Below are 20619 nucleotides of genomic sequence, written 5' to 3'. Positions count from 1 at the left end.
TGCCTGCACCTGTGGATGCACCCGCCGGATACCAAGCCAAAATCGAACGCCGCACTGATGGTCAGCAGGCCCCTGGCCAGGAATCCCAGCATTCTTACTGTGCGTGTACATCGCTCAGGTTGTCCTCCGACCGGTCCAGGTAGGCCAGCAGCAGGTTGGCTGCCCGGTCCAGCTCCCCGGACTCGAGGGCCGCGCAGATCGCCTCGTTCTCCGGCAGGTAATGCCGGTAAAAGTCTGCATCCATGGTGGCTTTATGAAAGTAGAGGCGCATTTCCGCCAGCACCTGGCTCATGATGCTGTTCAGCCGCGCGCTGCCGGCCATCGCGACGATGGCGCCGTGGAAATGCTGGTTTGCGGTGCCCAGGGCTTCGTCGTCTCCGGCTTCCGCGGCGCGTTTGCCTTCCTCCACGGCTGCCCGGACCGCGGCGATGTCCTCGGCGCTGCCTCCGCCGCGGACGGCGCTGACCTCGATGGCGCGCCGGACCGTATAGACATCGTGGATGTCCCCGGCATCGAGGGTGGCCACAAAAACGCCGCGGTTGGGGAGGCGGACCACCAGCCGTTCGCTGGCAAGTTCGGCGAACGCCTCCCGGACGGTGTTGCGGGAGACCCCCAAATCCTCCGCGATGGTGGACTCGGTGAGCCGGGCACCCGGCAGCAGTGTACCCTCCGCGAGCTGGCGCCGCAGCTCATCCGCCACCCGCTCGGCCACGGAAGGTACTGCGACCCGGAGGCGGCCAGGAGCCGGCCGGACGTTGGGGCTCGAAGAGGTCATACCCCAAAATTTACACGATCGCCACATCGTTGAATCGAAGGATCGTTGAACAATTCTCATTTTTGGTGCATCCTAGTAGGGAGCCACCAATGAGACGGGAATCACAAATGACAACCATCGACCTCAACAGCGATGTGGGCGAATCCTTTGGGCGCTGGACCCTGGGCGACGACGCGGCCATGTTCGGTTCGGTGTCGAGCGCGAACGTGGCCTGTGGATTCCACGCCGGTGATCCCACCATCATCCGCAGGACCTGCCGGAAAGCGGCGGCGGCCGGCGTCGTCATCGGGGCCCATGTGGGCTACCGGGACCTGGCAGGTTTCGGCCGCCGCTTCCTGGATGTCAGCCCTGTGGAACTGGCCGACGACGTCGTCTACCAGATCGGTGCCCTGCAGGCCCTGGCAGCAGCGGAGGGAGCCCGTGTCCAGTACGTGAAACCGCACGGCGGCCTCTACAACGCCATCGTCAGTCACACAGCCCAGGCGCAGGCCGTCGTCGACGCCGTGAAGTCGGTTGACCCGGGCCTGCCCATTCTGGGCCTCCCCGGTTCCGAGGTCCTGCGGCTTGCGGAGCAAGCGGGTCTGCGCGCGGTGACCGAGGCTTTTGCGGACCGGGCGTACAACCCTGACGGAACACTCGTGTCCCGCTCACAGCCCGCAGCGGTCCTTCACGACCCCGTCGAAGTGGCCGAGCATGTATTAAGGATGGCCACGGAAGGCTCCGTCCGGGCCGTCGACGGATCAATCCTGAAGATCCACGCAGAAAGCATCTGCGTGCATGGTGACTCACCGGGGGCCGTAGCGATGGCCGCCGCCGTGAAGTCCGTACTCGGGGACGCCGGTGTCAGCATTGGCTCGTTCCTCTAATCCCCGCACTATCCCCATCCCCATCCCCATCCCCCATCCCCCGGAGGAAACATGACCGGCACCAACAAGGCAGCCAGGACCGCGGCAAGGAAGCCGCCGGCCGGCGCGCTGAAGGCCTACATCGCCAGCCTCACCGGCACATCGCTGGAGTACTACGACTTCGCCATCTACTCCGTCGCCTCGGCGCTGGTGTTCCCCAAGATCTTCTTCCCCTCGAATGACGAGTTTGTGGGGCTGCTCCTCTCCTTCTCCGCCTTTGCGGTGGGTTACCTGGCCCGCCCCATCGGCGGCGTCATCTTCGGCCGCCTGGGCGACAAAATCGGCCGCAAGTACGTCCTCGTATTCACCTTGGTGCTGATCGGCGTCGCCACCGTCCTCATCGGTGCGCTGCCCGACTACTCGGTCATCGGCGCAGCAGCCCCCACCATCCTGGTGCTCCTGCGCCTGGCCCAGGGGATCGGCGTCGGCGGCGAATGGGGTGGCGCGGTGCTGTTGTCCAGCGAATTCGGCGACCCCAACAAGCGCGGTTTCTGGTCCTCCGCAGCGCAGATCGGCCCGCCCGCCGGCAACCTCATGGCCAACGGCGTCCTGGCCATCCTGGCCGCCTCACTCAGCACCGAAGCATTCCTCTCCTGGGGCTGGCGCGTAGCGTTCCTGGCCTCCGCCCTGCTGGTGGTTTTCGGCCTGATCATCCGCCTCAAGCTTGAGGAGACCCCGGTCTTCAAGGCCATCCAGGCCAAGGGCGAGCGCCCCAAGGCGCCCATCAAGGAAGTCTTCGCCACCGAGCCGCGCGCCCTGGTGTCCGCCGCCCTCTCGCGGGTTTGCCCCGACGTCCTCTACTCACTGTTCACCGTGTTCGTGGCCGTCTACGCCACCAAGGAACTGGGCATGACCACGGGCAACGTCCTGGCCGCAATCCTTATCGGCTCCGCATTCCAGCTTTTCCTGATCCCGGCAGCCGGCGCCCTCACCGACCGCGTGAACCGGCGCTGGCTGTACGGCATCACGGCCGCCGTTACCGCCGCCTACATCCCGCTGTTCTTCCTCATGATCTCCGGCAAGTCCGTGGTGATGCTGACCATCGGCGTGGTGATCGGGCTCGCCCTGCACGCCTTTATGTACGGCCCGCAGGCCGCTTTTATCACCGAACAGTTCCCGGCCAGGCTCCGCTACGCCGGCAGTTCCCTGGCCTACACCCTTGCCGGTGTGGTGGGCGGTGCCGTGGCTCCGCTGATCTTTACGGCGCTCTACGGCGCAGCATCCGGCGGCTGGTACCTGATCGCCGGATACATCGCGCTGACCGCTGTGGTGACCATCGTGGGCATGCGTTTGGGCCGCGATCCGCAGCCGGAAGCGGACCTCCAGCTGCTCCACGCCGGCCAGGCAGGGGAGAGCCGCGCCTGAGCGGCGCGGCCGTCTTCCATGGAAACAGTCACTAACACCACCGCCGTCCCCGCAGCCCGGGTAGTGGCTGTCCGGCCTGTGGGCACCACCGCAGTGCTGGCCGAAATGGCAGGGCTCCATGACGTGCTGGCGCTGCAGGCCGTGCTCCTGGAACACCCGCTGCCAGGCCAGGTTGATGTCCTGGCTGCCGCCGAAACCGTGCTGGTCAAGGCCGATTCGCCCCAGTCCGCGCGGCGCATCGCAGCCCGGCTGCCTGTGCTGGACCTGGCTGTCCAGGGGCAGGCGGAAGGCAAACTCGTGCAGATCGACACCGTGTACGACGGCGAGGACCTCGCCGAAGTGGGCCGGCTGACGGGGCTCGGGGTTGAGGGAGTTGTGGCAGCCCACACCGGGCAGGTCTGGACCGTGGCGTTCGGCGGCTTTGCGCCGGGCTTTGGCTACATGGTGGGGGAGGACCAGCGGCTGGAAGTCCCGCGCCGGAGTTCACCCCGGACCGCGGTCCCGGCGGGATCGGTGGCGCTGGCCGGCAACTACTCGGCGGTGTATCCGCGGCAGTCGCCGGGCGGCTGGCAGCTGATCGGCCGCACTGCCGCCCGGATGTGGGACCTTGGACGGGAGCAGCCGGCTCTGGCTGCGCCGGGGGACCGGGTGCAGTTCCGGGCGGTGCGGGAGCTGGTGGAGATGCCGGATCCCACTTCCCCGGCTGAAAGCGTTACAGATGCCGGTGCCCGGGATGCCGGCGCCGCTTCCGGGCTGCGCATCCTGTCGCCCGGACTCCAAAGCCTGATCGAGGACCTGGGCCGCCACGGCCACGGCGGGCTGGGAGTGTCCGCGGCGGGGGCGCTGGACCGTTCCTCCCTGCGCCGCGCGAACCGGATTGTGGGCAACCAGCCGTCGGCGGCCGTCATGGAAAGCGTGGCCGGCGGGTTGCGCGTGCAGGCGGTTGGCGACCAGGTCCTCGCCGTCACTGGTGCCCCGGTGGCACTGACGATTGCGCCGCCGTCGGACGTTCCCGGCGCCGGCACGGGCGGGGAAAGCACAGCTGGGGACAGCGGCGGCCAGCCCCGGCAGCTGCGCCACGCACCGATGGCCACGGCGTTCGCCCTGCTGGACGGCGAAGTCCTGACCCTGGGGGCACCGGAGCGCGGATTCCGGACCTACCTTGCCGTCCGCGGCGGCGTGGACACCCCACCCGTCCTGGGCAGCCGCTCCACGGACACCATGTCCGGCATCGGCCCCGCACCCCTGTCGGCAGGCGGCTTCATCAAGGCGGGAAAAGCCACCTCCTCAAACGTGGTGGGCCATCCTGAAGTCCAGCCGGACTATCCGGACACCGGAGTGACCGTCCTGGATATCGTGCCGGGACCGCGGGAGGACTGGTTCGACGCCGCCGCGCTGGACTCGCTCTGCAGCCAGGACTGGACGGTAACTCCCAGGTCCAACCGTGTGGGGATGCGCCTGGACGGCACCCCCCTGGAACGGAGCCGGAGCGGAGAGCTGGCCAGTGAGGGGACTGTCGCCGGAGCCCTCCAGGTTCCGCCCGAGGGGCAGCCGGTGCTGTTCCTGGCTGACCATCCCATTACGGGTGGCTACCCAGTCGTGGCAGTCGTGGTGGACCACCAGCTGGACGTCGCCGCCCAGGTCCCCATCGGCGGACGCCTCAGGTTCCGCTGGGCTCCCGGATATCCACTGCCCGCCAATACCCATACTTCCCCCGACGCTACCCAGACGAAGTGAGCAGCATATGCGCAAGGTCCTGATTGCCAACCGCGGAGAGATCGCCGTCCGCATCGCCCGTGCCTGCGAGGACGCCGGCCTTGAATCCGTAGCGGTGTACGCGGACGTGGATGCCGACGCCCTGCATGTGGGCGCGGCTTCCGAGGCCTACAGCCTGGGTGGCAACGCGCCGTCCGAAACCTACCTGGACATTCCCCGGCTGCTGCGCGTCGCCGCGGAGTCCGGCGCGGACGCGGTGCACCCGGGATACGGGTTCCTGTCCGAGAACGCGGACTTTGCCCAGGCTGTCCTGGATGCCGGCCTGACGTGGATCGGGCCGTCACCGGAAGCCATCCGGCTGCTGGGCAACAAAATCACGGCCCGGGAGATCGCCGTCCGGGCAGGCGCCCCGCTGGTGGCGGGCAGCGACGGACCGGTGGCGACGGCGGCCGAAGCACGCGCCTTCGCCGAAGAGCACGGCCTGCCGGTGGCCATCAAGGCAGCCTTCGGCGGGGGCGGGCGCGGGCTGAAAGTGGTCCGCGAGATGGACCAGATCGAGGAAGCCTTCGACTCGGCAGTGCGCGAAGCGGTGGTGGCCTTCGGCCGCGGCGAATGCTTTGTGGAACGGTACCTGGACCGGCCCCGGCACGTGGAGGCGCAGGTCCTGGCGGACCGTCACGGCAACGTGGTGGTGGTGGGAACCCGCGACTGCTCCCTGCAGCGCAGGCACCAGAAACTGGTGGAAGAGGCGCCGGCACCGTTCCTCACCGCGGAGCAGACCGGGCAGATTTACGACGCGGCCAAGGCCGTGTGCCGGGAAGCCGCCTACTCCGGTGCCGGGACCGTGGAGTTCCTGGTGGCCGCGGACGGGACCGTCGCGTTCCTCGAAGTGAACACGCGCCTCCAGGTGGAGCACCCCATCACGGAGGAGACCACCGGCGTGGACCTGGTCCAAGAGCAGCTGCGCATCGCCGCCGGCGAGCCCCTGCGGTTCGCCTCCGATCCCACGCCGCGCGGACACTCCTTTGAATTCCGGCTCAATGCCGAGGACGTGGGCCGGGGTTTCCTGCCCTCGCCGGGAACCATCACCACCTTCAGCGGGCCTACGGGCCCGGGAGTCCGGCTGGACTCGGGGGTGCGCGCGGGTTCCATCGTGGCGCCGCAGTTCGATTCCCTGCTGGCCAAGCTGATCGTCACCGGCGCCGACCGGCAGCAGGCGCTGCGCCGGGCCCGCCGCGCCCTCGCCGAAATGGAGATTACCGGCGTAGCCACCGTCCTGCCGTTCCACCGCGCCGTGGTCCAGGCCCCCGACTTCACGTCTGAGACGGCGCTGGCCGTCCACACCCGGTGGATCGAGACGGACTTCGCGGATGCCATCGCGGCGGATCCCGGATATGCCACCTCCGTCCCGGAGGGTGCGCGGCGCACCATCACCGTTGACGTCGACGGCCGGCGCCTCGCCGTCGGCCTTCCCGCGGACCTGCTGGATGGCTGGGCGCGCTCAGGGGGTGGCCTTCCCCAAGGCGCTTCCGTGGAGGAAGTGCACGACGGCGGCGCTGCCGCCCGCGCTGTTGGCCCCGCCGCTGTTGACCCCGGTGAGCTGCGGGCGGACATGGCGGGAACTGTGGTGAAGTGGCTTGTGAAGCCGGGCGCCGAAGTGGCGGCGGGGGACCCCGTCGTCGTCCTTGAAGCCATGAAGATGGAAACCCAGGTGGCTGCCCACCGCGGCGGGACCATCATGGATATCCGGGCGGAAGCCGGCGGCGTGGTGACTGCCGGCGCTGTACTGGCGACCATCGGGACCTGATCGCGGAACCGGCGCGCCCCCGCCGGCAGCGCTTAGAGGTCCTCTTCGAGCCGGCTGGTGAGGATCCGGTTGGCGTTGACCTGCAGGATGCCGAGCGACTCCTGGATCAGGGGTGAGGCGATGCTGCCCCTGCGCACCGCGGCGATAATGCGGCGCGTGGGCTTCGTCTTCCCGGTGATGCGCAGCCGAACCACGTTTTCGGCACCGTGCAAAGGCGCCAGCCGGGGCAGCAGGCCGACGCCCAGCCCCGCACCCACGAACGCGATGTGGGTTTCCCATTCGACGGCTTCATGGGCAATCCGCGGTGTCACCCCGACCGCCGTGAACGCCGCGGTGAAAAGGGAATGGTAGGTGGAACCGGCGGACTCGGTGATCCAGGGTTCCGATGCCAGTTCTTCAAGCGTCGCCGTTTCGCGTGATGCCAGCGGATGGTCACCGGGAATGATGACGTCCAGCGGATCGTCGAGCAGAACTCGCTGCTCGAAGCGCGGATCGTCCTCGCCATAACTGTCGGACTGCATGGCAACAATGACTGCAAGGTCGATTCGTTCCGCAACCAACAGGTCGAAGCAGCGGGCCGGATCAGCCTCAAGAACCTGCACCTCCAGCAGGGGGCGTGTTGAGCGCAGGGTGGCGGCTAGCGGCGCGAGCAACTGGGCGGCCGCGGTGGAGAATCCGCCGAGGCCAAAACGGGATTGCACCTGGTCGCCGGCCTCCATGGCCGCGGCGCGCAGGCTCTCCCATTCCGCGATCAGGGTGTCCGAGCCCTCCACGAGAAAGCGGCCCGTGGCGGTCAGCCGCACCCCCCGGCCGTCCTTCGTCAGCAGCTGCATTCCAAGCACGCGCTGAAGCTCCCGCAACTGCGCGGAGACCGCGGATGGAGAATAGCCCGTGAGCTCCGCGGTTGCGCCGACAGTGCCGCACCGGGCAAACACCCGAAGTGTGATGAGCCGTGGATCGATCATGCATCTATTGTGCAGGGTTATCTTCAAAATCTTGCGCTTTTGTTGCAGCTGTTGTGACCCTAATCTCATCAATACAACTACTTCGACCATGCCGGTAGCACCCCGCGCACGCATGGCCACCGCAACACCCACTACCCATGCCTCCCGGGAGGAAACCCATGACTGCTTCAGTGAACGTGCCCCTCAATTCGCGCGGAAAACTCGCTGCGTCCCTGCCCGCCGAGCAGCTGGCGGAAATCAGCGCGTTGTTTGAGTTCCGGCGCACCGGCTACTCCCTCGATGCCCCCTTCTACACCGACCGCACGATCTTCAACATCGACATGGAGGCCATTTTCGGCCAGCACTGGATCTTTGCCGCCAGCACCGCCGAGCTGCCGGAACCGGGCGACTACGTCACCGTCGACTACGGGCCCTACTCCCTGATTGTGCTGCGCAACGACGACGGCGCCGTGAACGTCCTGCACAACGTATGCCGCCACCGTGGCGCCCGCGTCCTCACCGAAGCTGCCGGGTCAACCGGAAACCTGGTCTGCGGCTACCACTCCTGGACCTACTCCCCGGAAGGCAACCTGATCCATGCTTCCGCGCCGGGGGAAACGAAGTTCGACAAGAGCTGCTTCGGCCTCAAGCGCGCCCACGGCCGCGAGGTCGCCGGACTCATCTTCGTCTGCATCGCTGATGAACCGCCGACGGACTTCGACGAAACCGCAAAGATCTTTGAGCCCTACCTGGCGCCCCACGATCTCTCGAAGACAAAAATCGCCTACCAGCAGAACATCATCGAAGAGGGCAACTGGAAGCTCGTCATGGAGAACAACCGTGAGTGCTACCACTGCGACGGCCACCCTGAGCTCGCCTGCTCCCTCTTCCCCACCTGGGGCCTGACGGAGGGCCTGATCCCGCCCCATCTTGAGGAAGTCTGGAACCGGAACAAGGATGCCCAGTCCTCCCTTGAGGAGCGTTGCCGCCGTTACGGCCTTCCCTACGAGGTGGTCGAGCAGCTTGACACGCGCATCGCGGGAATCCGGATCTCACGGGAATCACTCGATGGAGAGGGTGAATCGTTCTCCGCGGACGGCCGGAGGCTTTCCAAGAAGCTGCTGGGTGATCTGCCCGATTTCCGCCTTGGCCGCTGCTCGATGCACCTGCAGCCCAACAGCTGGTTCCACTTCCTCGGCGACCACGTCATCACGTTCGGCGTCTTCCCCATCAACGAACACCAGAGCCTCGTACGCACCACCTGGCTGGTGGCTGACGACGCCGTGGAAGGCGTCGACTACGACCTGGAGAAGCTCACCTACACCTGGAAGCAGACGAACCTGCAGGACAAGGCCTTTGTGGAGCTGTGCCAGCAGGGTGCCGGAAGTCCCGCCTACGAGCCCGGCCCCTACATGAAGAGCGAATACCAGGTCGAGGCATTCATCAACTGGTACGTGCAGCGTGTGCAGGAGCACTTGGCATGATTGAACTCCTCACGGAAACGGCCATCCAGGAACCACAGCGTATCCGCGGACTTGAGATGCCGTGGAACAGGGTGATGGGAAGCCCGGAGGCACCCGCCCGGGCAGCCCGGGCGCTGGGCCCGTGGCACCCGCAGGAGTTTATGGCCGAATGTGTCGAGGCCGTTCCCGAGGCCGGCGCCATGATGACCTTCGTGTTCCGCCGCTGCGACGGTGCGCCCCTGGCGTTCCGCTCCGGCCAGTACGTGAACGTCGCATTTCCCGTCAATGGCGAGGACCAGGAACCGGTGGACCGCAGCTACTCGCTGTCCAGTTCACCCACCGAGCCCTGGACCTTCAGCATTACGGTCAAGTGCGACCCCACGGGATTGGTCTCGCCCTGGGTGCACGAGAACGTCAAACCCGGCACTGTCCTGGAAATGCTGGGACCGGTGGGAGCATTCCACCTGCCCGACGCCGACCGGCGTGCACGGTATCTCCTGCTTGCTGCCGGCGCGGGGATCACGCCCATCATGTCCATGGTGCGGACCATCCACTCCCTGCCCGGACATGCCGATGTTGTGGTGCTCTACCACGGCTCGGATGCTGGAGGCTTTGCCTTCCACCGGGAATTGGCCTACATCGCCTCCGTGGACTCCCGCTTCAAGGTCCACTACTCGCTGGGCGACCGCAGCGTACCGGAGGGGTGGGAAGGGCTCAGGGGAAGGCTGACGGCGGCCATGCTCGAGGAGGTGGCCCCCGATGCCAACGGCCGGCAGGTGTACGCCTGCGGTCCCGAGGGTTACCTGAACACCGCCACCGAGCTCCTCCAGAAGGTCGGCGTCGATGACACTTCCATCTATATGGAGTTCTTCTCGGGAGACCGCCAGACGCTCCTTGAATACCAGGCGGAGGTGGCGCTGGCAACGGACATTGCAGAGGAAATCGCAGAGGAAATCGCCGAATCCGCCGAGGACTACTACGAAAGCCAGCCCGCCGCGTTCGGGCTCTACGAGCCCGGCTATGATGCGGACGGGACTCTCCAGGCCTCGGGGCTTCCGCTGGAAATCAGCGATCCGGAGGCACCCGGCTCCAACCCCGCCGTCGACAGCCCGGGCATGGAACCGGAAGCCGGTGCCCCTGACGCCTCCACCTTCAACACGGTGGGAACAGGGAGCCTCACCATGTCCTTCATGCGCACCGGCATTAACGTCCGGATCGACCCCACCGAACACATCCTCGAGGCGGCCCAGCGGGCCGGTGTCAGGATCGGCGCGAACTGCAAGGAAGGCATGTGCGGCTCCTGCAAGGTCGTCAAGCTTTCAGGAGAGGTCGAGATGAACCACCAGGGCGGGATCCGGGCGCGGGAAATCTCTGCAGGCAAGTTCCTGCCCTGCTGCTCCACGGCGCAGACGGACCTCGTCATCGATGCCTAGCCCCCGTTCCGGTCTACTGTCAAGGCGCAGCCGGAACCCCTGAAATGGGGCTTAAGACTTCAGAAATACCTTGACAGGAGACTGTGATTCAGGCCACTGTGTTGCTTATGGCGAGACGTGTTGTTCTTTACGGAACAACCGGCCGGCTGGAGCACAACTGACCTTCATCAACGAATAGCCAGGAAGGCCCCGATCTTCCGCCCGGTTTGGGGACGCCGGTACAGCGTGAGCCCATGAATTCAAACCAAAGGACTGACATGGCTTTGAACAGCGACATCCGCACGGATGCCCAAACCCCCCTTGAGCCGGAGGAGCCCAACCTGGTTCCTGCACCGGAGAACTCTCCTTCCGCCCACGAATCACTGGAAGCGGAGGACACCGAACAAATCATGCAGGAACTCCGCCAGACCAAGGCCGAACAGGCAGTGGCCCAGCGGCGGAACCGTAAGCTCACGCTCGACAAGGCCACCTTCGGCATCACCGGTGTCCTCGCCCTGGCCTTTGTGGCGTGGGGCTTCCTGGGCCGGGACAGCCTGGCCGCCACCTCAACAGCCGCCCTCGGGTGGGTGATGGAGTACACCGGCTGGCTCTTTATGGTCCTGGCCTCGCTGTTCGTTGTTTTCGTCCTCTGGCTGGCACTGGGCAAGTGGGGCAACATCCCATTGGGCAAGGACGGCGAAAAGCCCGAGTTCCGCACCGTGTCATGGGTCGCCATGATGTTTGCGGCCGGCATGGGCATCGGCCTGATGTTCTATGGTGTGGCCGAGCCGCTCTACCACTACATCTCCCCGCCGCCGGGAACGGTGGACGGACGGACGCCGGCAGCCATCCAGACGGCCATGGCAACCTCCATCTTCCACTGGACCCTGCACCCCTGGGCGATGTACGCCGTCGTTGGCATTGCCATGGCCTACGGCACCTACCGGCTGGGACGCCGGCAGCTGATCTCTGCTGCCTTCACGTCGCTGTTCGGCATCAGGACGGTGGAAGGGCCGGTAGGCAAGTTCATTAACATCCTGGCGATCTTCGCCACGCTCTTCGGCACGGCAGCTTCCCTGGGCCTCGGCGCCCTCCAGATCGGCAGCGGACTCACCTCAAACGGCTGGATCGGCGAAGTGGGAACACCTGTCCTCGTGGCCATCGTCGCCGTCCTGACAGCCTGCTTCGTGGCCTCTGCGGTGTCCGGCATCAGCCGCGGCATCCAGTGGCTGTCCAACATCAACATGGTCCTTGCCGTGATCCTGGCGCTCATCGTTTTCCTCGCCGGGCCCACCCTGTTTATCCTCAACCTCATTCCCGCAGCAGTCGGTGACTACGCCAGGGACCTCGCGGAGATGTCCTCCCGCACCGAAGCCGTCGGAGACGAAGCGCTCCGGACCTGGATGTCCGGCTGGACCATCTTCTACTGGGCCTGGTGGGTGTCCTGGACGCCGTTCGTGGGCATGTTCATCGCCCGTATCAGCCGCGGCCGCACCATCCGCCAGTTCGTCACCGGCGTCCTGCTGGTCCCCAGCATCGTCAGCGTCATCTGGTTCGGCATCTTCGGCGGCACTGCCTTCCACGTCCAGGAAGAAGCGGACAAGGCGGGCACTCCCGGCCTGGTGTCCATGGCCAGCGGGTCACCGTCCATCGATTTCGACGGCGCATTGTTCGACCTTGTGCGGAACATGTCCATGCCAGCCTGGCTCACGGCAGCTGTTGTGGTTCTCGCCATGGTCCTGGTGGCCATCTTCTTCGTCACCGGAGCCGATTCCGCATCGATCATTATGGCATCGCTGAGCTCCAACGGGTCCGCCGACCCGAAGCGCGGGCTGGTCATCTTCTGGGGCCTGCTCACCGGTGCGGTAGCCGCCGTGATGATGCTGGCCGGCGGCGATGAACCGTCCGAGGCGCTCTCCGGCCTGCAGCGGATCACCATCGTGGCGGCCCTGCCGTTCGTGCTGGTCATGCTCCTGCTGTGCTTCGCCCTGGTGAAGGACCTGCGCCGGGATCCGCTGTCCCTCCGGCGCCGGCTCGCGGACTCCGTAGTGGAGCGCGCCATTCGCAGTGGCGTGGACCAGCACGGCGGCGTCCAGTTCGATCTCGTTACCAAGCACCAATGTGATCAGCGCTGTCCGGACGACGGCCGCTGCGCGGCTTCCGCTGACACCCAAGCACCCGCAAAGAACCAGGAGTAGACCATGACCACAGTCCTCGAAGGCCGCCCCACCGGTAACGTGACGGTGGAGGCCGGCGACGTTGCCGGCGTCCGCGGCACTGACACCGTACAGTTCGTCCTTACCCTTGCGTGCCCGGAGCGCCCCGGAATCGTCCGGGCGATCACCGCATTCCTCGCTGACCGCGGCTTCGACATCGTTGAACACCAGCAGTTCGATGACCACATCAGCGGCAAGCTCTACCTGCGCACGGCCTTCACCCCGGGAGACAATGAAGTTTCCGCGGAAGGCCTCAGCGCGGAGTTCGCTGCCGTCGCCGAAGAGTTCGACATGGAATTCTCCATCCACGACGGCCGCCCCCAGCGCCTGCTGGTGATGGTTTCGAAGTTCGGCCACTGCCTCAACGACCTCATCTTCCGGTGGCGCGCCGGCAGCCTGGGTGCGGATATCGCCGTCGTGGTTTCCAACCACGAGGACCTGCGGCCCATGGCGGAAGCCGCCGGCCTGCCATTCATCCACGTCCCGGTAACGGCCGCCACCAAGCCCGAAGCCGAAGCGCGCCTGCTGGAACTGGTGGCCGAGTACAACGCGGACCTGGTGGTCCTGGCACGCTACATGCAGGTCCTGTCCAACGACCTGTGCGCCAGCCTCCGCGGCCGCGCCATCAACATCCACCATTCCTTCCTGCCCGGGTTCAAGGGTGCCAAGCCTTACCACCAGGCCTATGACCGCGGCGTGAAGCTCATCGGAGCCACCGCGCACTACGTCACCGCAGACCTGGACGAGGGCCCGATCATCGAGCAGGAAGTGTTCCGGGTGGACCACAGCCTGGACCCGAACGCACTGGTCACGGTAGGCAGGGACGCCGAGTCCCAGGCGCTGTCCCGCGCAGTTAAGTGGCACTGCCAGCACCGGGTCCTGCTCAACAACACCCGCACCGTCGTCTTCCGCTAACGCCAACGCCCACGCAAAACAGGAGAAACAACACCCATGAGCGCATCACCACGCGTTGTCATTATCGGCGCAGGCATTGTCGGAACCAACCTTGCCGACGAACTCGCCACCCGCGGCTGGACCAACATCACGGTGGTGGAACAGGGCCCGCTGGAATTAGCCGGCGGCTCCACGTCGCACGCTCCGGGCCTGGTGTTCCAGAACAACCAGTCACGGACCATGACCGAATTCGCCACCTACACGGTCAACAAGTTCCTCGCCCTCAGCAAGGACGGTGAGTCCTGCTTCAACCAGGTAGGCGGCCTGGAACTGGCCACCACCCCCGAACGGCTGGCCGATCTCCACCGCAAGATGGGCGTAATGACCTCCTGGGGAGTCGAAAGCCGGATCGTCGACGCTGACGAATGCGAAAAGATCTACCCCCTCCTGAACACCGGCAAGCTCACCGGCGGCCGCGAGGTCCTGGGCGGCCTGCTCATCCCCACCGACGGCCTGGCCCTGGCCGCCCGTGCGGTGCAGCTGCTGATCGAGCGCTCCAGCGAGGCCGGTGTGACGTACCAGGGCAACACCACCGTCACCGGCATCGCCCAGGAGGGCGGCAAGGTGACGGGCGTGGAGACGCCCGAGGGTTTGATCCCGGCAGACATCGTGGTCTCCTGTGCTGGCTTCTGGGGCCGTGAGCTCGGCAAGATGGTGGGCCTTGAAGTGCCGCTGCTGCCGCTGGCGCACCAGTATGTGGTCAGCACTCCGCTGCCGGAACTTGAGGGCGTCAACGAACTTCCCAAGGGTGCCAGCAAGCCCATCCTGCGCTACCAGGACAAGGACCTGTACTACCGCGAATGGGGCAACCGCATCGGCATCGGCAGCTACGCCCACCGCCCCATGCCGGTGGACATGTCCGCCCTGCCGAAGGTCGCCGCAGAGGACATGTCGGACCACCACATGCCCTCGCGGCTGGAGTTCACCCTGGAAGACTTCCTGCCCGCATGGGAGGACAGCCAGGACCTGCTGCCGGCGCTGCGCAGCTCCGCGATCGAGGACGGCTTCAACGGCATCTTCTCCTTCACCCCCGACGGCGGTCCGCTCATGGGCGAGGCGCCTGAGCTCGACGGCCTGTTCGTGGCCGAAGCCGTCTGGGTCACGCACTCAGCCGGCGTGGCCAAGGCAATGGCGGAGCTGCTGGTGGAAGGCCGGTCCCGCACGGACCTGCACGGCTGCGAGCTGACCCGCTTCGAGAAGGTGCAGACCTCCGACGCTTATGTCAGCGAGACGTCCCAGCAGAACTTCGTGGAAATCTACGACGTTATGCACCCGCTGCAGCCCAGGGAATCCCCGCGGGACCTGCGCGTCAGCCCGTTCAACGTGCGGCAGAAGGAGCTGGGAGCGTTCTTCCTGGAGTCCGCCGGCTGGGAGCGGCCGCACTGGTTCGAGGCCAACCGTGGCCTGCTCGAGGAGCTGCCGGAGGAGTGGCAGACGCCCGAGCGGGATGCCTGGTCCGCCCTGTACTCGTCCCCCATTTCGGCGGCCGAGGCGTGGAAGACGCGTACCGCCGTCGGACTTTTCGACATGACGCCGCTGAAGCGGCTGTCCGTGGTGGGCCCGGGCGCGCAGGCGCTGCTGCACCGGCTCAGCACGGGCAACATTGCCAAGAAGCCGGGTGCCGTGACGTACTGCCTGCTGCTGGAACACGACGGCGGCATCCGCAGTGACGTGACCGTCGCACGGCTCGCGGAGGAAGACTTCCAGCTGGGCGTCAACAGCAACGTGGACTTCGATTACCTGCGGGTGGAGGCGCGGAAGCAGTCCGCCGCCGATCCCGCTCAGTGGGTGCATGTTTCGGACATCACCGGCAGCACGTGCTGCATCGGGCTGTGGGGGCCGCTGGCCCGGGAAGTGATCGGTAAGGTCAGCTCCGACGACCTGACCAACGACGGCCTGAAGTACTTCCGGACCAAGGAAATCTCCGTGGGCGGCATCCCCGTCACCGCCATGCGGCTGTCCTACGTGGGTGAACTCGGCTGGGAGCTCTACACCACCGCCGAGTACGGCCTGAAGCTCTGGGACCTGCTGTTCGAAGCGGGCCGGGAGCACGGCATCATCGCTGCCGGCCGTGGCGCCTTCAACAGCATGCGCCTTGAGAAGGGCTACCGGCTGTGGGGCACGGACATGACCTCCGAGCACCACCCGTACGAGTCCGGCCTGGGCTTCTCCGTGGCCAAGGACAAGACGGGCTTCGTAGGTGCCGAGGCCCTGGCGGCCCGGAAGGAAGAGCCCGCCACGCGTGCGCTGCGCTGCCTGACGGTCGACGACGGCACGTCCCTCGTGCTGGGCAAGGAACCGGTGTACGTGGCCGGGGAGGCCGCGGGCTACGTCACGAGCGCGGCCTACGGCTACTCGGTGCGCAAGCCGATCGCCTACGCCTGGCTGCCGGCTTCGGTGACCGAGGGCGACGCCGTCGAGATCGAGTACTTCGGCAAGCGCATCGCCGCCACCGTCACGCCTGAGCCCCTCTTCGACCCGGGCATGGAGCGCCTCCGCGGCTAACCCGTGGTTGAATAACAAATCCGCCTGGAGAGCGGGGGTCGCCGAAACCGGCGGCCCCCGCTTTTCACTTCCTGCCGCCGAATTGTCAGACCCCCTTGCGATGATTGCTGTATGGGGAAAGCGGCGGTGGTGAAGGCGTTTGAGGACATCAATGCCGCTCTTGCCGTGCTCAATGCCGAGGCGGCTGGGTGTGGGTCGGAGCCGTTCTCGGATGCTGATCCACTGGCAGGTTTGGGTGATGGGTGCCTGGATATCCTTGCCGGGGCGGGGGTGGCGGAGGCCGGGTTCGCTGCTGTGAAGGCCCGGGCTGCTGTGACCTATGCGGACACTGCCCAGGCCATCGCCGGGCCGGACACGCCGGTGCAGGCGCTGGAAATGGCTGTCGCCGCGGAAATCGGCGCCCTCCTGGCCCTCGGTCCCCGGGCAGCCGGGGTGTTCCTGGCCGCCTCTCACACCGTGACCAAGGAGTTGCCGCTGACGTTGTCTGCCTTGCAGAAAGGGTCGATTACCTGGCCGCACGCCCTGGTCATGGTGGAGGAAACCGCCGGCCTTGACCCCGCCGGCGCCGCCGCACTCGAGGCCCACTTCCTGGACCCGGACGTGCCCCGGCCGGCTACGGCCGCCCCTGTCGGGGAATTGCCGGCGTACCGGTTCCGTGCCAAGGCCAGGAACTGGCGGGAACGCCACCACCCGGAATGCATCGAGAAACGCCACGCTAAGGGGTTGGCGGACCGGCGGGTGGAATATCGGCCGGACCGCGACGGGATGGCCTGGCTGTCCGCCTGCCTGCCCGCGGACCGGGCCATGGCGGGCTGGAACCGGCTCACCGCCCTCGCCCGCGGAATGCAAGGACCCAACGAGCCCCGCACCCTCACCCAGTTGAAGGCCGACACCTTCGCCGAGGCGATCCTTGGCACCGGCAACAACGCCAGGTCTGCCGGTGCAGGCGGTGACGACTCCGGTGCGGCGGTTGGCCCGTCATCGCGGATCCAGGCGCAGGTGCTGGTGACCGTGCCGGTACTCTCCCTCCAGGGATCAACGGACGAGCCGGCGATGCTGGACGGGTATGGTCCGATCCCGCCTTCGATGGCCCGCAGGCTCGTTGCTGAAGGTGCCGGTTCGTTCTACCGGGTGCTGGTGGACCCCAGGGACGGGGCGCCGCTGGAGATCGGCCGCACCAGCTACCGGCTCACCAACGCCATGAAAAGAGCACTGCAGCTCAGGGACGGCAAGTGCACCTTCCCCGGCTGCAACAACCGCTCCCTCGACAACGAGGCAGACCACCTTCACGCCTGGCAGCACGGCGGCAACACCGGGATCAGCAATCTGACCCAGCTCTGCCCGAAGCACCACCGCCTCAAACACGCCACCGGCTGGACGCCCACCCCTGCCACCAAAACCGGGCCACCGGGCTGGACCTCACCCACCGGCCGCCACTACAAAGCCGAACACCACGACTGGGAACCACCACACTTGCCTGCCCAACTACAGTCCGCGACTGGGGATCCTCCGGACTTTGTCTACTTTGGGCTCTCGCCAGGCGAAGAAGCACTCGAGTGGTTCCTGCATGCCCCACCCGCCTGACTCGTTGCTGGGTTTCGTTCCCCAGCCGCTTCCGGACACGAGTTTCAGGCCCGGGCAGACCCGGCGGCCGTGGGCCCTGGCTCAGCCAGCGGGTGCCTGTGAACTGCAGGCTCAACCACCTGTGCGTGTGAACTGCAGGCTCGGCCACCGGGTCAGTCATGATCACCTACCGGCCCTGGCTTCCTCCGCGCCTTCCTCTTGCCCTCGTTTGCGGCTGGTGCTTGGCTGTTGGCATGGCAGATGACGAGGTTTCCAAGAACATTCCCTCAGATGAGCACCTGCGGCAGGACGTCGCGCCGGAGGCCGGGGCAGACTCCCCGGACACGAGTTTCAGGCCCGGGCAGACCAACGCAGGGCAGCAGGTAGCAGGGCTTGCTTCGGCAAGCGGCTACGGCGACGACGTGGATCCCGACGAGCAGCCCGACGGCAACAACCCTCTCTAGGCCGCGACCGAGTGATAAACAAGCGACGGCGACCTCCGGCGCTTTGCCCGACGTCGCCGTCGTACCTCTTGGCTCGTGGGGAAACCCTTGAGGCAAGCTGCAGTACTGGCCGCTGCTCTACTAGCCTGCGGTGACCGGTTCCAGCTCTCCGGCAGCTACCTCGGCGGCGCTTTCCGCCACGTGGGGGGTGAAGCGGACGAACATGGCTTTGAAGCCGGGGGTGTTGGATTCGCGGGCCACGTTTTCCTTGTGGACCAGGGCGTTGGCTTCGGGGAAGTAGGCTGCGGCGCAGCCCTTCGCGGTGGGGTAGGCCACGAGGCGGAACTTGTCCGCCGTCCGGTCTTGCCCACGGAAAGTGCTGACCACGTCCACAAGGTCGCGGTCCTCGAAACCGAGCTCGGCCAGGTCTTCGGGGTGGATGAGGATCACGCGCCGGCCGCCGGAGATGCCGCGGTACCGGTCATCCAGCCCGTAGTAGGTGGTGTTGTACTGGTCGTGGCTGCGGATGGTCTGGAGGACCAGGTGCCCGTCGGGCGGGGTGAGGTATTCCAGCGGGCTGACGGTGAAACGGCCGCGGCCGATGTCGGTCTTGAAGGACCGGGTGTCGCGCGGCGGGTTGGGCAGCACGAACCCGTTTTTGGTCCGGACGCGGGTGTTGAAGTCCTCGAAGCCGGGAAGCACGCGTTCGATGTGGTTGCGGATGACGTCGTAATCCTCGGCCATGGCTTTCCAGTCCACGGAGTGGTCGGGGCCGAACGTGGCCTCGGCCATCCGGGCCACGATGACAGGTTCGGCGAGCAGGTGTTCGGAGACCGGTGTGAGCCGGCCCTGGGTGGAGTGGACCACGGACATGGAGTCTTCCACGGAGAGGAACTGGGCGCCCTTGGGGTGTTTGTCGTCCTTGTCGGTCCGGCCCAGGGTGGGCAGGATCAGCGAGGTGCGGCCGTGGACGATGTGGGAGCGGTTCGGTTTGGTGGAGATGTGCACGGTCAGCCCGATCCGCTGCATCCCGGCTTCCAGGGTCTCGGTGTCCGAGCAGGCCAGCGAGAAGTTCCCGCCCATGGAGACGAACACGTCCACTTCGTCGCGTTCGAACGCTTCCATGGCTTCGACGGCGTCGTAGCCGTGGTGCCGCGGGGAGGTGATGCCGAACTCGGTGTCGAGGGCTTCGAGGAGCCATTCTTTGGGTTTTTCCCAGATGCCCATGGTCCGGTCGCCCTGGACGTTGGAGTGCCCACGGACCGGGCAGGCGCCTGCGCCGGGCTTGCCGAAGTTGCCCTGCAGGAGCAGGACGTTGACCATTTCCTTGATGGTGTCCACCGAGTGCGGCTGCTGCGTCACGCCCAGCGCCCAGCAGAAGATGGACGCCTTGGACTTGATGAGCATCCCGGCCACTGTTTCGATCTGGGCGCGGGTCAGGCCGGTGGCTTTTTCGGTCTCGGCCCAGTCCAGCGTGGCGCGGGCCTGGCGGTAGGCGTCGAACCCATCGGTCTGGGCGGCGATGAAGGAATGGTCGACGACGGTGCCCGGGTTCCGTTCCTCCTCGGCCAGGAGCAGGTGGCCCAGGGCCTGGAACAGGGCAAGGTCCCCGCCCACCTTGATCTGCAGGTATTCGTCGGCCAGCGGGGTGCCGCCCCCGACGACGCCGGAGACGGTCTGCGGGTCCTTGAAGTTGAACAGCCCGGCCTCGGGCAGCGGGTTGACCGCCACCACCTTGCCGCCCTTGTCCTTGCACTCCTTCAACGCCGACAGCATCCGGGGGTGGTTGGTGCCCGGGTTCTGGCCCACCACAAAGATCAGCTCGGAATCGTGGATGTCATCCAGCGAGACGGTGCCCTTGCCGATGCCGATGGTGGGGTTCAGCGCCGAACCGGAGGACTCGTGGCACATGTTGGAGCAGTCCGGCAGATTGTTGGTGCCCAGGGCCCGGGCGTACAGCTGGTACATAAAGGCTGTCTCGTTCGCGGTGCGCCCGGAGGTGTAAAAAACGCACCGGTCAGGGCTGGATGCCCGGACGTGCTCACCGATCAGCTCGAACGCATCGGCCCAGGAGATCGGTGAGTAGTGGGTGTCGCCTTCGCGGATCACCACCGGTTCACTCAGCCGGCCCTGGTTGCCCAGCCAGTACTCCGTCTTGCTGGACAGCTCGGCGATGGAGTGCTTGGCCCAGAACTCTGCGCCCACCGTACGGAGGGTGTTTTCCTCGGCCACGGCCTTGGCGCCGTTCTCGCAGAACTCGGCCGCCTTGCGCTTCTTGTCCGACTCCGGCCATGCACACCCGGGGCAGTCAAAGCCGCCGCGCTGGTTCAAGCGCAGCAACGACTGCGCGGTCCGGGTCACCCCGGCCTGCGCCACGGCGCGTTCCAGCGCCACCATCACGGCCTTGACACCGGCCGCCTCGGTCTTGGGCTTGTGGACTTCGAGGTCGTCCTCGTCGATGTCCGCGACGGGGGCGGGCTGCTTACCGAACTTCATCGTTCCAACTTCCTTACCGGCATACGTTGTTCTGGCACCAGCAAAGGCGCACCAA

14 protein-coding genes are annotated in these 20619 nt (G+C 66.4%); 11 read left to right on the top strand and 3 right to left on the bottom strand.

Annotated elements, in window-relative coordinates:
- Positions 1 to 94 precede the first annotated feature (94 nt).
- The gene (locus tag ARTSIC4J27_RS19375) at positions 95 to 775 is read right to left on the bottom strand and encodes a GntR family transcriptional regulator (protein ID WP_050056803.1); all 681 of its coding nucleotides are present in this window, start codon (positions 773 to 775) and stop codon (positions 95 to 97) included.
- A gap of 107 nt (positions 776 to 882) precedes the next feature.
- Here ARTSIC4J27_RS19375 and ARTSIC4J27_RS19370 point away from each other — a divergent pair, with 107 nt between their 5' ends.
- Genes ARTSIC4J27_RS19370 through ARTSIC4J27_RS19355 form a run of 4 tightly spaced genes read left to right on the top strand, consistent with a single transcriptional unit; the run spans position 883 to position 6568 of the window.
- The gene (locus ARTSIC4J27_RS19370) at positions 883 to 1641 is read left to right on the top strand and encodes a LamB/YcsF family protein (protein ID WP_083435538.1); all 759 of its coding nucleotides are present in this window, start codon (positions 883 to 885) and stop codon (positions 1639 to 1641) included.
- A 51-nt stretch (positions 1642 to 1692) separates the two neighbouring features.
- Entirely contained in the window at positions 1693 to 3045 is a 1353-nt protein-coding gene (locus ARTSIC4J27_RS19365) for an MFS transporter (RefSeq protein ID WP_050056802.1), read from the top strand.
- A gap of 18 nt (positions 3046 to 3063) precedes the next feature.
- The gene (locus ARTSIC4J27_RS19360; protein WP_050056801.1) at positions 3064 to 4782 is read left to right on the top strand and encodes a 5-oxoprolinase subunit B/C family protein; all 1719 of its coding nucleotides are present in this window, start codon (positions 3064 to 3066) and stop codon (positions 4780 to 4782) included.
- A gap of 7 nt (positions 4783 to 4789) precedes the next feature.
- Complete coding sequence (locus ARTSIC4J27_RS19355; RefSeq protein WP_050056800.1) at positions 4790 to 6568, top strand: ATP-binding protein; 1779 nt, start codon at positions 4790 to 4792, stop codon at positions 6566 to 6568.
- 32 nt (positions 6569 to 6600) lie between these two features.
- Here ARTSIC4J27_RS19355 and ARTSIC4J27_RS19350 read toward each other — a convergent pair whose 3' ends face one another.
- A complete protein-coding gene (locus tag ARTSIC4J27_RS19350) occupies positions 6601 to 7533 on the bottom strand; it encodes a LysR family transcriptional regulator (RefSeq protein ID WP_050056799.1) in 933 nt (310 codons plus the stop codon).
- A 158-nt stretch (positions 7534 to 7691) separates the two neighbouring features.
- Between ARTSIC4J27_RS19350 and ARTSIC4J27_RS19345 the strand changes: the two genes are divergently transcribed.
- The 7 genes from ARTSIC4J27_RS19345 (at position 7692) to ARTSIC4J27_RS19315 (ending at position 18089) form a co-directional block, all read left to right on the top strand.
- Positions 7692 to 8996: an aromatic ring-hydroxylating oxygenase subunit alpha gene (locus ARTSIC4J27_RS19345; protein WP_050056798.1), complete on the top strand. Its 1305-nt coding sequence runs from the start codon at positions 7692 to 7694 to the stop codon at positions 8994 to 8996.
- The gene (locus tag ARTSIC4J27_RS19340; RefSeq protein WP_050056797.1) at positions 8993 to 10408 is read left to right on the top strand and encodes a ferredoxin reductase; all 1416 of its coding nucleotides are present in this window, start codon (positions 8993 to 8995) and stop codon (positions 10406 to 10408) included. The genes ARTSIC4J27_RS19345 and ARTSIC4J27_RS19340 overlap by 4 nt, the downstream gene beginning before the upstream one ends.
- 257 nt (positions 10409 to 10665) lie before the next feature.
- Complete coding sequence (locus ARTSIC4J27_RS19335) at positions 10666 to 12585, top strand: BCCT family transporter (RefSeq protein ID WP_050056796.1); 1920 nt, start codon at positions 10666 to 10668, stop codon at positions 12583 to 12585.
- Positions 12586 to 12588: 3 nt separating this feature from the next.
- Positions 12589 to 13518, top strand: a complete 930-nt coding sequence (purU, locus tag ARTSIC4J27_RS19330; RefSeq protein WP_083435537.1) for a formyltetrahydrofolate deformylase — start codon at positions 12589 to 12591, stop codon at positions 13516 to 13518.
- Positions 13519 to 13554: 36 nt separating this feature from the next.
- On the top strand, positions 13555 to 16062 hold the full coding sequence (locus ARTSIC4J27_RS19325) for a GcvT family protein (RefSeq protein WP_050056795.1): 2508 nt from the start codon (positions 13555 to 13557) through the stop codon (positions 16060 to 16062).
- A 111-nt stretch (positions 16063 to 16173) separates the two neighbouring features.
- Positions 16174 to 17646: an HNH endonuclease signature motif containing protein gene (locus tag ARTSIC4J27_RS19320; protein WP_050056794.1), complete on the top strand. Its 1473-nt coding sequence runs from the start codon at positions 16174 to 16176 to the stop codon at positions 17644 to 17646.
- A 233-nt stretch (positions 17647 to 17879) separates the two neighbouring features.
- Positions 17880 to 18089 carry a hypothetical protein gene (locus tag ARTSIC4J27_RS19315; RefSeq protein WP_050056793.1) on the top strand — a complete coding sequence of 70 codons (210 nt, stop codon included), beginning with the start codon at positions 17880 to 17882 and terminating at the stop codon, positions 18087 to 18089.
- Positions 18090 to 18209: 120 nt separating this feature from the next.
- On the opposite strand, the gene ARTSIC4J27_RS19310 is transcribed toward ARTSIC4J27_RS19315, so the two are convergent.
- The gene (locus tag ARTSIC4J27_RS19310) at positions 18210 to 20564 is read right to left on the bottom strand and encodes an FdhF/YdeP family oxidoreductase (RefSeq protein WP_050056792.1); all 2355 of its coding nucleotides are present in this window, start codon (positions 20562 to 20564) and stop codon (positions 18210 to 18212) included.
- Positions 20565 to 20619: the final 55 nt, after the last annotated feature.

The organism is Pseudarthrobacter siccitolerans (assembly GCF_001046895.1).
In the GTDB taxonomy this organism is placed as follows: Bacteria; Actinomycetota; Actinomycetes; order Actinomycetales; family Micrococcaceae; genus Arthrobacter; species Arthrobacter siccitolerans.
This window is presented reverse-complemented; position numbering and strand designations above follow the sequence as displayed.